Source organism: Pseudomonas sp. NBRC 100443 (genome assembly GCF_030268185.1).
In the GTDB taxonomy this organism is placed as follows: domain Bacteria; phylum Pseudomonadota; class Gammaproteobacteria; order Pseudomonadales; family Pseudomonadaceae; genus Pseudomonas; species Pseudomonas citronellolis.
The window spans coordinates 100741-114128 of record NZ_BSQE01000024.1; the positions used below are offsets into that span (position 1 = coordinate 100741).

Sequence of the window (13388 nt, forward strand, 5' to 3'; positions counted from 1 at the left end):
TTCAGACCTCCGGGCTTTCGAGAGCCGCAGGCTCTTCGCTGAATTCCAGGGCGACGCCGTCGTCGGCGCTGTAGCCCAGGGTGACGGTGGCAGCCTTGCGCTGTTTGGCCTGGCGCTGCAGCAGTTGCTGGCTGAGTACCGGGAGAATCTGCTGGTTGAGCAGGCTGTCGATGTTGCGGGCGCCGCTGTCGGGCAGCAGGCAGGCGGCGACCAGGGCGTCGCTGAGGCCGTCATCGATCCGGCAGGTGATGCCGTAGTGGCGCTGCAGGCGCTTGGCGACCTGGCCGAGCTTGATGGCGACGATGCGTTCGAGCGCGACGGCATCCAGCGGGCGGTAGATCAGCGTCTGGAAGCGCGCCAACAGCGCGGGCTGGAAGTGGTCGCGCAGCACGGGGCGCAGCAGTTCCTGCAATTCGCCGTCGCTGGCCTCGGAGCGCTCCTCCAACAGGGCTTGCAGTTGGTCGCTGCCCAGGTTGGATGTCATCAGGATGACGGTGTTGCGGAAGTCGATTTCGCGCCCTTCGCCATCGCGCATGAAGCCGCGATCGAAGACCTGGTAGAACAGGTCGAGCACATCCCGGTGGGCCTTCTCCACCTCATCGAGCAGTACGACGCTGTAGGGGCGCTGGCGGACGGCTTCGGTCAAGACGCCACCCTGACCATAGCCGACGTAGCCTGGCGGCGAGCCTTTGAGCTGGCTGACGGTATGGGCTTCCTGGTATTCGGAGAGGTTGATGGTAACCAGGGATTTTTCGCCGCCGAACAGGCAGTCGGCGAGGGCCAGGGCGGTTTCGGTCTTGCCCACCCCGCTGCTACCCACCAACAGGAAGACGCCCAGCGGCGCGTTTTCGGAGGTGAGGCCGGTCTTGGCGGCGCGCAGTCGCTGAGCCATGTCGAGCAGGGCACTGTCCTGGCCGATGACGCGTTGCCCGAGTTGCCGCTCGAGTTCCAGCAGGTTGGCCTGTTCGTCCTTGAGCAGGCTGCCCAGGGGCACGCCGGTCCAGTCGGCGATGACTTCGGCAACGCTGCGCGCATCGACGTCCAGCGACAACAGCGGGTGGTCGCCCTGCAGGGCGGCCAGTCGCTCCTGCAGCGCGGCGCAGGCGTCGGGGTTGCTGCCACGGGCTTCCAGCAGTTCGCGGGTCAGGGCTAACTCTTCCTGGTACTGCTGCTGCAACCGTGCGTGATGCGCCAGCAATTCGTGTTCGCGGACGCTGATGGCGGCCAGACGTTCTGTCGCCACGGCGCCGCTGAGCTGGGCGTCTTCCTCGAGTGCCTGGCGTTCCAGCAGCAACGCCTGCTGCTCCGCCTTGAGTTGCACCAGTGACTGCGGCTCGCAGTCGAGGCTCATGCGGACTCGCGCACTGGCGGTGTCGAGTAGATCGACGGCCTTGTCCGGCAGTTGGCGGCCGGTCAGGTAACGGCGCGACAGGCTGACGGCGGCCTGTACGGCCGCGTCCTGAATATGTACGCCGTGGTGGCTGGCGTAGCGCGCCTTCAGCCCGCGCAGCATGAGGCAGGCATTGGCGTCGTTCGGCTCGTCGACCTTGACCCTCTGGAAGCGCCGTTCCAGGGCTGCGTCGCGCTCGAAGTACTGTTTGTATTCGGACCAGGTGGTGGCCGCGATGGTGCGCAGCTCGCCACGGGCCAGGGCGGGCTTCAGCAGATTGGCGGCGTCGGCGCCGCCGGCCTGGTTGCCGGCGCCGATCAGGGTGTGGGCCTCGTCGATGAACAGCAGGATGGGCGTGGGCGATTGCTGCACGGCGTCGATGACATTCTTCAGGCGCTGCTCGAACTCGCCCTTTACGCCCGCGCCGGCCTGCAGCAGACCGAGGTCCAGCGTACGTACACAGACCTGCTTGAGACTGTCCGGCACGTTGCCGTCAACGATGCGCAGCGCCAGGCCTTCGACCAGGGCGGTTTTGCCGACGCCGGGTTCGCCGACGAGGATGGGGTTGTTCTTGCGCCGGCGACCGAGGATATCGATGACCTGGCGGATTTCGTCGTCGCGCCCGAAGACCGGATCGATGCCGCCCGCCCGGGCCTTGGCGGTGATGTCCTGGGTGAATTTGTCCAGAACGGCGGTATGCCCGTCGTTTCTCACTGCGGGCCCGCTTGCAGGCGCGCGCGGCGCATCGGCCAGGGCGGCTTCCTGCTGAAGCGCCTGGCGCTCCTGGGACTGCTCATCCAGCACTGGCAGCAAGCGTTCGATCTGGCTGTCGCCGACGCTGAGCAATGGCCAGGCAGCGTCGCATTCGAGCAGCGTCGGTGTTTCTCGCAAGGCTCCCAGCAGGTGCGCCGAGCGCAGGGTTTCCACGTCGCCCTGCAGCGAGGCGAACAGCCAGGCATCCTTGATCAGTCGCTGCAACTTGGCCGACAACTGCGGCTTGTCGCGCACGCTGCGCGGCAAGGTATCGAGGTGGTCCAGCAGCCCTTGCCAAAGGCCGTCCAGGTCCCACTCGTAACGCCGTGCGATCAGCGTCAGATCGCCCTCCCCCTGCTCCAGCAGCTTTAGCAGCCAGTGTTCGACGGTGATGTAGGCATGCGCGCGCGTCTGGCACAGCGACGCGGCTGCGCTCAGCGCCTGGGCGCAGTAGGGATTGAGGCGGCGAAGCAGGTGGCTGGACTGGGCCATGGGGCATTCCTTGCTGAGGCATTCGGCTTGCTCCGGCGCTAAGCCGGCGACAAGACGCAGGGTTGTTCAGCGCGAACATCGACCGGCGGGCGTTCCCGCCGGTCGAAGGGACGCGATCAGGCGCTCTGACGCTCGTTCCAGGCGTCGGAATGGATGATGTTGCCGTCCTTGTAGGTCCAGGTGATCTTCTCGTAGCGCAGCTCGACCTCTTCCAGGTGGTTGTGCTTCTCCTTGGCCGGGTCCTTCACGTCGTGCATCTTTGGCGCGACTTTGACGACCTTGACGTTCTCCAGGAGGGTGTTGAAGTACTCGACTTCCTGGCCGGCGTCATCGATGCGGTACCACTTGAACTCGGCGCTCTTGAGGGTCTGGCCGGTGCTCACAGCCTTGTACAGGTAGGGGCTGGAGGCATCGATTTCCTTGGTGAAGTTGAACGGCGTATGAACACGGGTGCCGGTCAGCTTGCCGGTGTTGTTGTCGGTGGGGATGTACAGACAGTGATCCTGCGCCACCACTTCGACGCTACCTTCGCGCTTCTGGACGTCGACCGAACCTTTGATGTCCGCACCGCCGTCGTCTTTGAGCCACAGGTAAACTGGAATCGCCATGAAAAGTTCCTTCTACAGAGACAAATGCGCCGCTGGCTGTTGCCGCGGCTGGGGTTGACCGCCTGAAACCCGGCTCGGGAGCGCACAGGCTCCCGACTCGGGTACCAGGCGGATATCGACCCGGCGGTTGGCTGCGCGCCCCTCCGGTGTGTCGTTGCTATCGATCGGCTGATCGGCGCCGAAACCCTGGACGGCGAAGCAGCTGTCAGGAATGTCGCCCATGCGCTGCATCCAGTCGCGTACGGCACCCGCGCGGGCACGTGACAACGCCAGGTTGCGCCGGGCATCTCCCGTGGCGTCGGTGTGCCCGGCGATGACGATCAGCCAGCCGGGCTGGGCCTTGACATCCACCAGCGCATTGATCAGCACCTTCGTCGAGCCGGACTTGAGCTCGGCACTGCCGCTGGCGAACAGCGACAGGCTGTCCAGGCGGACGGGATCGGGAATCCTTGCCGGCTCCTGTGCCGGAGCAGGCTCCCGGTAGGCGGCGAGCGCGGCCAGGAGCGCCGGGCGCGTCCGCTCGGCGGTGTACAGGCCGAGCCCAAGGGACAGGGGTTCGCCTTCGCGGTAGTAGCGATCCAGCCTTTGCGCATCGTCCCGTAGTACGGCCACGGCTTGTTCCTTCAAGAGGTATTCGGGCTGTTCGCGAGTCGCGGGCTCGGGGATGGCCTGATAACGGCGCAGGTCGTCGCTCACCTGGCGCAACAGCAAGTGGTTCTGCCAGGCGGAGCTGCCGAGCGCGATGGTCGCGGCAAAAACGAACAACCAGAGGGCATGTAGCGCCGCACGGCGGGCGGGCGTGAGGCCCGGCTGCCGGGGCAGCAAGGCCAGCAGAGGGTCAGGAAACGGCAGGGCCACAGGGCCGGCCGCCTGCGTCAGAGCGAACGGCTCCAGTGCCGTGTGTTGACGCAGCCAATTCGCCCACAGGTTGCCCGGAGAAGCGGGTGAGCCGGGCACGAGTGCCATCGCACAGGCGACTGCCGGGCACGGGGGATCCTGCGGTTCCCGGGAGTCCAGATACGGCAATACCGCCTTCGCCAGCCAGCCTCCCAGACTCTCGACCAGAACACTGGTTCGCAGGCGAGCGGCGCGCGCGGGAAAATCGTCAGGGTTCCGCTGCCACTGGGCCATGCTGAGATGGCTTGCACCCTCGCGAACCGTCAGCCCGTGCCGCCCTGCCTCCCAGGTGAACCAGGGGCCGGCGTCATGCAGGCTCGGCAGGTAGCAGCCCAGCAACACTGGCAAGGCCACGCCGCCTCTGCGGACGCGAGCAACCTGCTGGCGGAAGGCCAGGAGATTACCGGTAAGCAGCGCGTCATCCAGTTGCTCGGCGGGATCGATGATGTAGAAGACGCTCAGTTGGCCCGCCCAGTGCGGACGGTTCGCCAGAACGTATTCGATGATCGATGGCAGGCGATCGAGGCTGGGTACCCGCAAGTAGCAACCCTGCTCCGTGACGCGCAGCGCCAGCTGATCCTCCGGTACCTCGCCGAACAGGGAGCGCAACCCATCGCCGCAGACCGTCACCACCGGTTGACGGAACCCCGCCGCCGGCAGCGCACAGTCATCGGCCACGGCGAAGGATTGCCGTTGCCGGGAAGCGTTGCGCCCGGCGAACCACCAGCCCAGCGCAACCACGATGACCACGCCAAGCGCCGACAGCGCGCGCCCGGCCCAGGACAAGGGCAGCACCGCCAGGAGCAGAAACAGCGCCAGTACTCCCGCCCAGAGCCAAAGGCCGCGTACCCATGAGAGTTGCATGGGCATGCCTACACCTGACCAGGCAACAAGGTGGCGACGGTATCCACCAGCATACGGTGCAGTACCAGCCACACCCCTACCAGCAGAATCGAGGCGGCCGCCAGGTGCAGCCACGGCATGCCGAGCCAGTAGCGCCAGTCGCCACCACCGGCGCGAACCAGAAGCGGTGCCTCGTCTGTGGTGGCTAAGGGTTCAACGTGCTCGCTCAGCGCGCTGAGCAACTGTTCTCGTTCCGGAGCCTGTTCGTCGCGATAGCGGCCCAGGAAGCCCAGCATCAGCACGCGCTGGTAACAGGTCAGCACCCGAAGGTCGGGAGCCGGTTCGGCCAGGACCGCGCGCATGTCCTCGTAGAGTTGCTCGCCGGCCTGGTGGCGGCTGAAGAAATGCGCCTGCAAGGGCTTGGAGGCCCAGACGGCATGGGACTGCTCGGTGGCGTTGCGCATCACCGTTTCGTCGAGCAACGCGCATTGCGCATAGCAGACCTGGTCGATCGCGCGCGGGCTCACGCCGGCGTCGGTCAGGCTGTTGCGGGTGTGTTCGATCTGAGCCGCGCAATGCCTCCACAGTTCGGCGCCCTCTTTCGCCGAGGCCTTCTGTTGCAGTTCCACGACCAGCAGGTAGCTGTCCTGCAGCAGTGCGTCGATATCCACCGCCGTGGAGTTTCCGAATGCCCTGGTCATGAGCGCAGCACCGCGAACAGATCTAGTTGGACCTCCCCGAGCGTGCCGGGGACATAGAGGGCGCAGACGCCGGCCGACAACATGGCCTGCGCCTTGGGATGGGCCAGGTCGAGGGCGAAGTACTGGTTGCCCAGGCGCATCGGGATCGCCGCGGGCACATGGCTGAGCGGCAGCAGCGGTACGCCGTCGAGGGCCACGTTGACGAGGTGATCGACATCGTCCGGCGCCCCCACCTTGCACAGGCGCGGGAACTGGCTCTGCACCTGGGCGGCGGGCAGGCTGGAGCGCACGGACAGGTAGAAATCGACGCCCTCGGCATCGCGCAGCCGGCCATCGTGCAGCGCCACTTGCCAACGGTACGCGTTGGGCTGCTCGAGCGTCAGCGCGATGACGCGTGAAGGCAGGCTGGCTTCCAGCAGGGTCGAGATCAGTCGGAACAACGGCGGGAACACGGCTTCCAGCTGATTGTGCCGGTAGTCGGGAATAGCGCCGATATCGTGCTCCAGAGAGAAGGTCAGCAGGCTGCCAGCCAGCTTGACCAGTTCCTGATAGACCTGCTCGGGGTGCCGCCCAGGATGCGCGAGCAGGTCCGCCAGCACAGGCTGGTAGCTGTTCAGCGCGTTGAGCAGCCAGAACAGCGAGACGTCGGCCACCGCGAAGTCAGCCATGCGCTGGTTGCTCTCGCGGCGCATACCCATCAGACGGCTGCGTTTGGCCGCCAGTTGGGTCATCAGATTGTCCAATTGGGCGAGCAGCTGTGGCTGGGCATCGAAGCTGAGCAGCGGAGGGACGAACTGCGGGTCGAGCGTCCAGGCACCCTGCCCGTCCCGTACCACACGCACCACCGGGCAGGTGAGATACTCGGCGTTTTCATCGCTGTCCAGGCGCAACGAAAGCACATGCTCCAGCGCTGCCATGGACTGACTCTCTTCGCCATAGAGGTCCTGCACCTCCCGCCAGTCCTGGCGATAGCGCGAGGGCCGGGAGGACTTGCCCTCCCCCATCAGGCAGTTGCCGCCATTGGCGTGCTCGAGCGGCAACGCCAGCAGCAGAGTGACAACGGAGACCTCTTCCTCAGCCTGCCGAGACAGCTCCAGCGCCGGCGGCAGCCGGTCGGTCGTGTCGGTGTCGATCAGCGTGCCATCCGGCAGCCGCACGCGCAGCCGGGTAGCCTTCAGCTTACCCAGCCGCAGGGCGTCCAGGTCGAACGATGCGACCTGGACGCCCCAGGGGTGAACCCGCGACAAATGCGCCAGGCATTCGTTGGTCCAGGCCTCCCAGCGCGCTTGCTGCTGGAATTGTTGCGGAGACAGCAAGGCCCCCGCCCCCCATAAGGGGCGATCGATCTTCATGGATGACTTCCGTGTGAGTGCTTAGGCTTTCGCCTTGGGCATCTGCGAAACCAGCGACAGGTTCACGTCCATGCCTTCCACCTGGAAGTGCGGCACGGCGTAGAGTTTCACGCGGAAGAAACCTGGGTTGTCGTCAATGTCTTCCACAGTGACTTTGGCATCGCGTAGCGGGTGCGAAGCCTGCAGATCATCGCTGGGGTCGGTCATTTCGGTGACCAGGCCACGAATCCAGTTGTTCAGTTCCAACTCAAGCACTCGACGGTCCTTGGTGGTGCCGATGTTTTCGCGCTGGATCAGCTTCAGGTAGTGGGCGATACGCGACAGCAGGAAGATGTAGGGTAGGCGCGCATTGATGCGGCTGTTGGCCGTAGCATCGGCAGTATCGTAGAGCGCCGGTTTCTGCGTCGAGTTGGCGGAGAAGAAGCACGCGTAGTCGCGGTTCTTGTAATACGACAGCGGAATGAAGCCCAGGTTGGCGAACTCGAATTCGCGGGTTTCCGGAATCATCACTTCCGAGGGAATCTTCACCTGATTGCCAGTGCCCAGGTCGTACAGGTGAATGGGCAGGTCGGCGACCGCGCCGCCCGCCTGCGGACCACGGATCTGCACGCACCAGCCGTTGTTGATGAAGCTCTTCACCATATTCGCAGCGAAAGCGAACGAAGCGTTGGTCCACAGGTATTTGCCGTGGTCCGGCCCCTTGACGCTCTCGATGTAGTTGAAGCTGCGCACCGGTACGGTATCAGGGCCGTATGGCAGACGACCGAGCACGCGCGGCATGGTGAGGCCGATGTAACGTGCGTCGTCGGTGTCGCGGAAGGACTTCCACTTCAGGTATTCAGCGCGGTCGAAGTAGTTGCCGATATCCTTGATCGCTGCGACCTCTTCCATCGACTCCTTGCCGAAGAAGGCCGGGCCCACCGAGCCGATGAAGGGCATGTGCGCCGCCGCGGCCACCTTGGAGATGTTGCGCAGCAGCGCGATGTCCTGCGGGCCGCGATCGAACTCATAGTTGGAAATGGCGGCCGCGATCGGCTCGCCGCCGGGCGTGTCGTACTCTTGGGTGTAGGTGTGGACGTACAGGCCGCTCTGGGCGATTTCCGGTGCGTCCTCGAAGTCCTGCACCAGGTGATCCTTGCTGATGTCCAGCAGTTCGATGCGCACGTTGCGCCGGAAGTCGGTCTGGTCGATCAACGACTTGACGCCGCGCCAGGTGGACTCGACCCGCTGGAAATCCGGATGATGCATGATCGCGTCCAGCTGACGGCTGATCTGTGCGTCCAGATGCGCGATGTGTTCGTCCAGTAGCGTCTTGTCGAGTCGCTCGACCTTCCGCGACGACTGCTTGAGCAATTCGAGGAAAACGCTGACGGCTGCGGTGACGCGCTCATCGGCGGAGACCTCGGAGAGCGCATCGGTATTCTGGTATACCTCAATGTCGGTCAGGGCCGACACCGGGCTGAGGTTGATCTTGTCGAACAGCGTGGCATAGACGCCTTGGCCTTCATGGGTCACGACGCTTGCGCTGCCAGCGTGCGCGACAGTTCCTTCTGCGGACATGAGTCTCTCCTTAAATTTTCGATTAACGGTCCTGGGGAGCGAGCTGAGCCAGTTCGGAACGTAGTTCGTCGCTCAGCGCGTCATCCTTGAGGATGCGTTCCAGCTCCCGGCGGAAGGTGGCGTTGTCCAGCAGATTGGATTTGAGATCGCGCAGCAGATTGCGCATGGCCAGCATGGCGCGCAATTCCGGCATCTGCCGGGCAACGCGCTCGGGCTCGAAGTCTTTCATGTTGCGGAAGGTCAGCTCGACCGAAGCGTCGGAGCCGTCATCGGCCAGCGTATTGGGCACGGCCAGTTTCACGCTGGGGTGAAATTCGGCCAAGACACTGTTGAAGTTGTTCTTGTTGATGTCGATCTTGGCGCGCTCGGACAGCGGGCGCTGCTCGCGGCCGTTGCTGTAGTCGCCCATCACCATCAACTTGAGTGGCAACTCGACCTTTTTCTGCGCACCACCGGTGTGCAGATCGAGCTTGATGTTGACCCGTGCCTTGGGTACTTCATTTTGGAAACTGTTCGAAGCCATGACTACTCCAGATACTTCCCCTGGCGAGGGGTGAGTCAAAACAAACTGGAATTCATGGCACAGCGAAAAAATGCTAACGCCGATAGCCCGATCCGAGGATGTGAATTCCATTTCTTACTTCTGAAAGCGCAACACTGGTAAAGCGCTGACATAACCGTACTCTTCAATAAGAACTACCGATGCCAGAACTTTCAGCCGATCTGATATGCGCCTTTCGCCCTATTAATTCTTCAATTCATCGGGCTCACTGCACACGTAAATCAGCTACCCGCGAGTGTATAGACGCGAACAGGGCTATCAAATAAGACTTGTCTCAAACCAATGTGGGAAATAGCCACGGGAGGAAATCGGTGAGCTACATAAGCCAACATCCCAGACATCCTGTTGATCCGGCCCTAGCTATCGCGGACAAAGTTGCGCCTACGGGATAACGCCGTGCCTCCGGGCACCGTAGGGCGCATAACGCCATAGGCGTTATGCGCCGTTTTCACACCCAGTCCATTCCTTCCCGGCATCCGTGCCCTGGCTCAGCGCACCAGGCCCAGTGCCTTCGCCCCATCCTACGAAGAGCACCTCGGCACAAGACAGTTGCTCCTACGGTTCCAGGAAGCACGGCTTTTCGTAGGATGGCATTGAGCGAAGCGATACCCATCAGCGCAACCGCATGGGTTTCGCAAGCTCAACCCATCCTACGAGGGCCGTGCAGTTGCATAGTTCGGTGCAACGGATCGGACCGATCGCGGACGGAGTCCGCTACGGTTCCAGGAAGCAGGGTCGTAGGAGCGGACTCCGTCCGCGATTATCCGCCCTACGCCTAGTCCAGCCCCGCGTCGTTGGCCTGCTGCTGCAGGCTGGCCTGGCTGATCTGGCTGCCCGGCGGCACGCTGCGCGTCAGCCAGACGTTGCCGCCGATGGTGGAGCCCTTGCCGATGGTGACGCGCCCCAGGATGGTGGCGCCGGCGTAGATCACCACTTCGTCCTCGACGATGGGGTGGCGCGGCTGGCCCTTGTGCAGTTGGCCGGTCTCGTCGGCGGTGAAGCGCTTGGCGCCCAGGGTGACCGCCTGGTAGATGCGTACCTGTTCGCCGATGATCGCCGTTTCGCCGATCACCACGCCGGTGCCGTGGTCGATGAAGAAGCTGCCGCCGATCTGCGCGCCGGGGTGGATGTCGATGCCGGTGGCCGAGTGCGCCAGTTCGGAGATGATCCGCGCCACCAGCGGCAGGCCGGCGCGGTACAGGTGGTGCGCCATGCGGTGGTGGATGATGGCCAGCACCCCCGGATAGCACAGCAGCACCTCGTCGACGCTGCGCGCCGCCGGGTCGCCCTGGTAGGCGGCCAGCACGTCGGAGTCCAGCAGTTGGCGCAGCAGCGGCAGGGCCAGGGCGAAGTCACGGACGATCCCCAGCGCCCGCTCCTCGATGCCGTCCTCCGCTTCGCCGCGCTGGCGCGCGCTGTAGCGCAGCTCCAGGCGCGCCTGGATCAGCAGCGCATTGAGGGCGCTGTCCAGGGTGCGCCCGACGAAGAAGTCCTCGCTCTCGTCGCGCAGGTCGTTGGGCCCCAGACGCATGGGGAAGAGCGCACTGGCCAGGCGCTCGACGATCTCCTCGATGGAACGCCGCGAAGGCAACTCGCGCCCGCCCTGCTCCCGCGGCCGACCGCTGCGGCTGCGCCATTCGCTGCGCGCCGCGCGCAGTTCCTCGACGATGCGCTCCAGTTGCCAGCCCGCCGGGCCGTTCTCGTTCTGTTTGCCGATCTCGTGCATGTATCGATACTTCCAATGCCGTGGTTCTTTTCAAGCGTAGGCCGGCTGGGCAGCCTTCGTCACCATTACCGGCCTATCCTGGGGTTTCCCGGGCCCGTCGACAAATCGCTGGCGGTTCTAAGCTCATGCCTGGCGACCGAGTGTCCCGGCCCGACGAAGGCCCGGTTCGCCAACCGGCGGGCCAGAGCAAACCGCGAACGGACAAGCCGTCGCACGCCATTGGTCAAATAATGGCTATATGCCACCAATTTCTCACCTAACATGAACCTTGGCAGGATAGACGGACGCAGCACCGGAGGACCGGCCGCTGACGGGCCGCTGCCTTGCCAGAACCCGGCGGCCCCGCCGTTTCCGGCCGCCATCTACCACGCGCCACTGGAATACGTCCATGCCATCCGGGGCCATCCCCAAGCTCAACCTGCGCACGCTGATCCTGCTGTTCACCTCGCTGGCCATCCTCGCCACGCTGTTGAACGACCTCTATGCCACCTACCGGATCCAGCGCGAGACGCTGGTGCGCAATTCGCTGGAGACCAACCGCGCCTATGCGGCGAAAGTCGCCCTGACCCTCGGCCAGAGCCTCGACGCCGACCTCGGCCGGCTGCGCTACAGCGCCCAGGTGATGGGCAAGGACTTCGCCTCCCGGGCGACGATGCAGGCCGAGGCCCGGCGCCTGGCGGAGCAGGACCAGAGCTTCAACACCCTGGTGATCGCCGATGCCCAGGGCCGGATTCTCGCCTCGCACCCGCCGGCGCTCAGCGTGGCCGGCCAGAGCCTGCGCTCGCGGGAGCCGCTGGAGCGGCGCCAGGCGATGATCAGCCCGGCCTTCAATTCGCTGGTGGGCAACCTGATCGTCTTCGTCTCCCACCCCATCCGCAGCCCGCAAGGCGAGTACCTGGGGCTGGTCGGCGGGACCATCTACCTGCGCAAGAACAACGCGCTCAACGAGATCGTCAGCAAGCACTTCCAGACCGACGCCTCGCACCTGTACCTGGTGGACGGCAACCGCCACCTGCTGTTCCATCCCGATGCCGACCACATCGGCAAGGCCGTGGGCCGCAACGCGGCGGTGGACGCCGTGCTGCGCGGCGAGAGCGGCGCGACGCAGGTCACCGATGCCGACGGGGTGCAGATGCTGGCGGGCTATGCCCCGGTGCCCAACAGCGGCTGGGGGGGGGTCGTCCAGCAACCGATGAGCGCGCCCCTCGCCGCCCTGCGGGCGCTGATGCTCCAGGTGGTGCAGGGCATAGTGCCGATGATCCTGCTGGGGCTGGTCCTGCTCTGGTGGGCCGCCTCGCGGATCAGCCAGCCCCTGAGCAGGCTCGCCGACTACGCCGAGCAACTGGACGACTCCCGCGGCATCGGCCAGGTGAGCGCCTGGTACTACGAGGCCTGGCGCATCCGCCGCGCGCTGATCCAGGGCGCGCTGCTGACCCAGGAGCGCATCGGCAAACTCAACCACCAGGTGCTCAGCGACCCGCTGACCGGCCTGGCGAACCGGCGGATGCTGGAGGACTGCCTGCGCGACTGGGCGCTGCTGGAGAAGCCTTTCGCGGTGATCAGCATGGACATCGACCATTTCAAGCGGGTCAACGATGCCTTCGGCCACGACGTCGGCGACAAGGTGCTGCAGGCCTTCGCCGACCTGCTGCGGCAGAACTGCCGCGACGGCGACGTGCCCTGCCGGGTGGGTGGCGAGGAGTTCATCCTGCTGCTGCCGCTGACCGGCCTCGCCGACGCCGCGGAAGTTGCGGAACGGATCCGGCGCTCGCTGGCCGAGGCCGTCATGCCCCCGGCCGGACAGGTCACCCTGTCGCTGGGGGTGGCCTGCTGGACGGCGGACCGGTCCGACGTCGTCGCCACGCTCAAGGAGGCGGATGAGCTGCTCTACCAGGCCAAGCAGGCCGGCAGGAACCGGGTGATGGTCCACGGCAAGGGGACCTCGACGACTGCAGCCTGACGAGCGCGCCGGCAAGGCAGGCTCAGTCCAGTGGCGCGAGCCCGGCCACGCCCTCCTCCCGGGTGTCGGGGTGCAATGTGAGTTCGATCCGATGCGCGGCATGAAGCAGCGCATCGGCATTCTCCTCGAGGCGTTTCGCAGCGGTGAGCAGGGCCGCGGCGGTAACGGGCGAGACGGCCTCCGCCGCGGCCTGGCGCAAGACCTGGACGGCAGACGTCTCGTTGATGGCAGAAGCCAGCAACACCTTCCTTAGTCGTTCCATTTCCTCCTCCATTGTCGGCTGGAGCAGTGCAGGAATAGCTCCGATTTGGCCTGGCCAGCGGACGAGCCGACAGTCGGCAGTGTGTGGGTAGGTTTTTGTTTGGTTGGAATTTGGTTTCAGGCTCTGGTCCCAGCCCCGTTATGCCTGCGAACGCACACTACTGTCCGGCACGCCTCATGCTATTAACAGCTGCCCCTGACGCAGGTTGATCTCGCGTATTCGCTCCTGCCGTCGTCGGTAACGTTCGGCCTCCAGGCCAGGACGCTGAAACAGCGTCGCCTG

General features: G+C 64.9%; 10 protein-coding genes. 1 reads left to right on the forward strand and 9 read right to left on the reverse strand.

Annotated features, from left to right (window positions below):
* Window position 1: 1 nt before the first annotated feature.
* From tssH to epsC, 8 genes are all read right to left on the reverse strand, one after another.
* Window positions 2-2635 carry a type VI secretion system ATPase TssH gene (tssH, locus tag QSJ95_RS26285; RefSeq protein ID WP_285646439.1) on the reverse strand — a complete coding sequence of 878 codons (2634 nt, stop codon included), beginning with the start codon at window positions 2633-2635 and terminating at the stop codon, window positions 2-4.
* 116 nt (window positions 2636-2751) lie between these two features.
* Window positions 2752-3243: an Hcp family type VI secretion system effector gene (locus QSJ95_RS26290; RefSeq protein ID WP_285646441.1), complete on the reverse strand. Its 492-nt coding sequence runs from the start codon at window positions 3241-3243 to the stop codon at window positions 2752-2754.
* 12 nt (window positions 3244-3255) lie between these two features.
* Window positions 3256-5010 (reverse strand): OmpA family protein, encoded by a 1755-nt coding sequence (locus QSJ95_RS26295; protein ID WP_352230826.1) that lies wholly within the window; start codon window positions 5008-5010, stop codon window positions 3256-3258.
* A 2-nt stretch (window positions 5011-5012) separates the two neighbouring features.
* Window positions 5013-5684 carry a type VI secretion system protein TssL, short form gene (tssL, locus tag QSJ95_RS26300; protein ID WP_285646443.1) on the reverse strand — a complete coding sequence of 224 codons (672 nt, stop codon included), beginning with the start codon at window positions 5682-5684 and terminating at the stop codon, window positions 5013-5015.
* The gene (gene tssK, locus QSJ95_RS26305) at window positions 5681-7036 is read right to left on the reverse strand and encodes a type VI secretion system baseplate subunit TssK (RefSeq protein WP_285646446.1); all 1356 of its coding nucleotides are present in this window, start codon (window positions 7034-7036) and stop codon (window positions 5681-5683) included. The genes tssL and tssK overlap by 4 nt, the downstream gene beginning before the upstream one ends.
* Before the next feature lie 21 nt (window positions 7037-7057).
* A complete protein-coding gene (gene tssC, locus QSJ95_RS26310) occupies window positions 7058-8596 on the reverse strand; it encodes a type VI secretion system contractile sheath large subunit (protein ID WP_285646448.1) in 1539 nt (512 codons plus the stop codon).
* 22 nt (window positions 8597-8618) lie between these two features.
* Window positions 8619-9119 carry a type VI secretion system contractile sheath small subunit gene (tssB, locus tag QSJ95_RS26315; RefSeq protein WP_285646451.1) on the reverse strand — a complete coding sequence of 167 codons (501 nt, stop codon included), beginning with the start codon at window positions 9117-9119 and terminating at the stop codon, window positions 8619-8621.
* A gap of 814 nt (window positions 9120-9933) precedes the next feature.
* Window positions 9934-10884 (reverse strand): serine O-acetyltransferase EpsC, encoded by a 951-nt coding sequence (gene epsC / locus QSJ95_RS26320; RefSeq protein ID WP_009620203.1) that lies wholly within the window; start codon window positions 10882-10884, stop codon window positions 9934-9936.
* Window positions 10885-11272: 388 nt separating this feature from the next.
* Between epsC and QSJ95_RS26325 the strand changes: the two genes are divergently transcribed.
* Entirely contained in the window at window positions 11273-12844 is a 1572-nt protein-coding gene (locus QSJ95_RS26325) for a GGDEF domain-containing protein (RefSeq protein ID WP_285646453.1), read from the forward strand.
* 22 nt (window positions 12845-12866) lie between these two features.
* Here the strand turns inward: QSJ95_RS26325 and QSJ95_RS26330 are convergent, their stop codons facing one another.
* Window positions 12867-13106: a hypothetical protein gene (locus tag QSJ95_RS26330; RefSeq protein WP_009620201.1), complete on the reverse strand. Its 240-nt coding sequence runs from the start codon at window positions 13104-13106 to the stop codon at window positions 12867-12869.
* Window positions 13107-13388: the final 282 nt, after the last annotated feature.

Excerpts from the sequence above, each read along its gene's own strand:
- tssB (WP_285646451.1), bottom strand. The coding sequence starts at position 9,119 with ATGGCTTCGAACAGTTTCCAAAATGAAGTACCCAAGGCACGGGTCAAC.
- tssL (WP_285646443.1), bottom strand. The coding sequence starts at position 5,684 with ATGACCAGGGCATTCGGAAACTCCACGGCGGTGGATATCGACGCACTG.
- QSJ95_RS26330 (WP_009620201.1), bottom strand. The coding sequence starts at position 13,106 with ATGGAACGACTAAGGAAGGTGTTGCTGGCTTCTGCCATCAACGAGACG.
- tssK (WP_285646446.1), bottom strand. The coding sequence starts at position 7,036 with ATGAAGATCGATCGCCCCTTATGGGGGGCGGGGGCCTTGCTGTCTCCG.
- tssC (WP_285646448.1), bottom strand. The coding sequence starts at position 8,596 with ATGTCCGCAGAAGGAACTGTCGCGCACGCTGGCAGCGCAAGCGTCGTG.
- QSJ95_RS26325 (WP_285646453.1), top strand. The coding sequence starts at position 11,273 with ATGCCATCCGGGGCCATCCCCAAGCTCAACCTGCGCACGCTGATCCTG.
- QSJ95_RS26295 (WP_352230826.1), bottom strand. The coding sequence starts at position 5,010 with ATGCCCATGCAACTCTCATGGGTACGCGGCCTTTGGCTCTGGGCGGGA.
- epsC (WP_009620203.1), bottom strand. The coding sequence starts at position 10,884 with ATGCACGAGATCGGCAAACAGAACGAGAACGGCCCGGCGGGCTGGCAA.
- QSJ95_RS26290 (WP_285646441.1), bottom strand. The coding sequence starts at position 3,243 with ATGGCGATTCCAGTTTACCTGTGGCTCAAAGACGACGGCGGTGCGGAC.
- tssH (WP_285646439.1), bottom strand. The coding sequence starts at position 2,635 with ATGGCCCAGTCCAGCCACCTGCTTCGCCGCCTCAATCCCTACTGCGCC.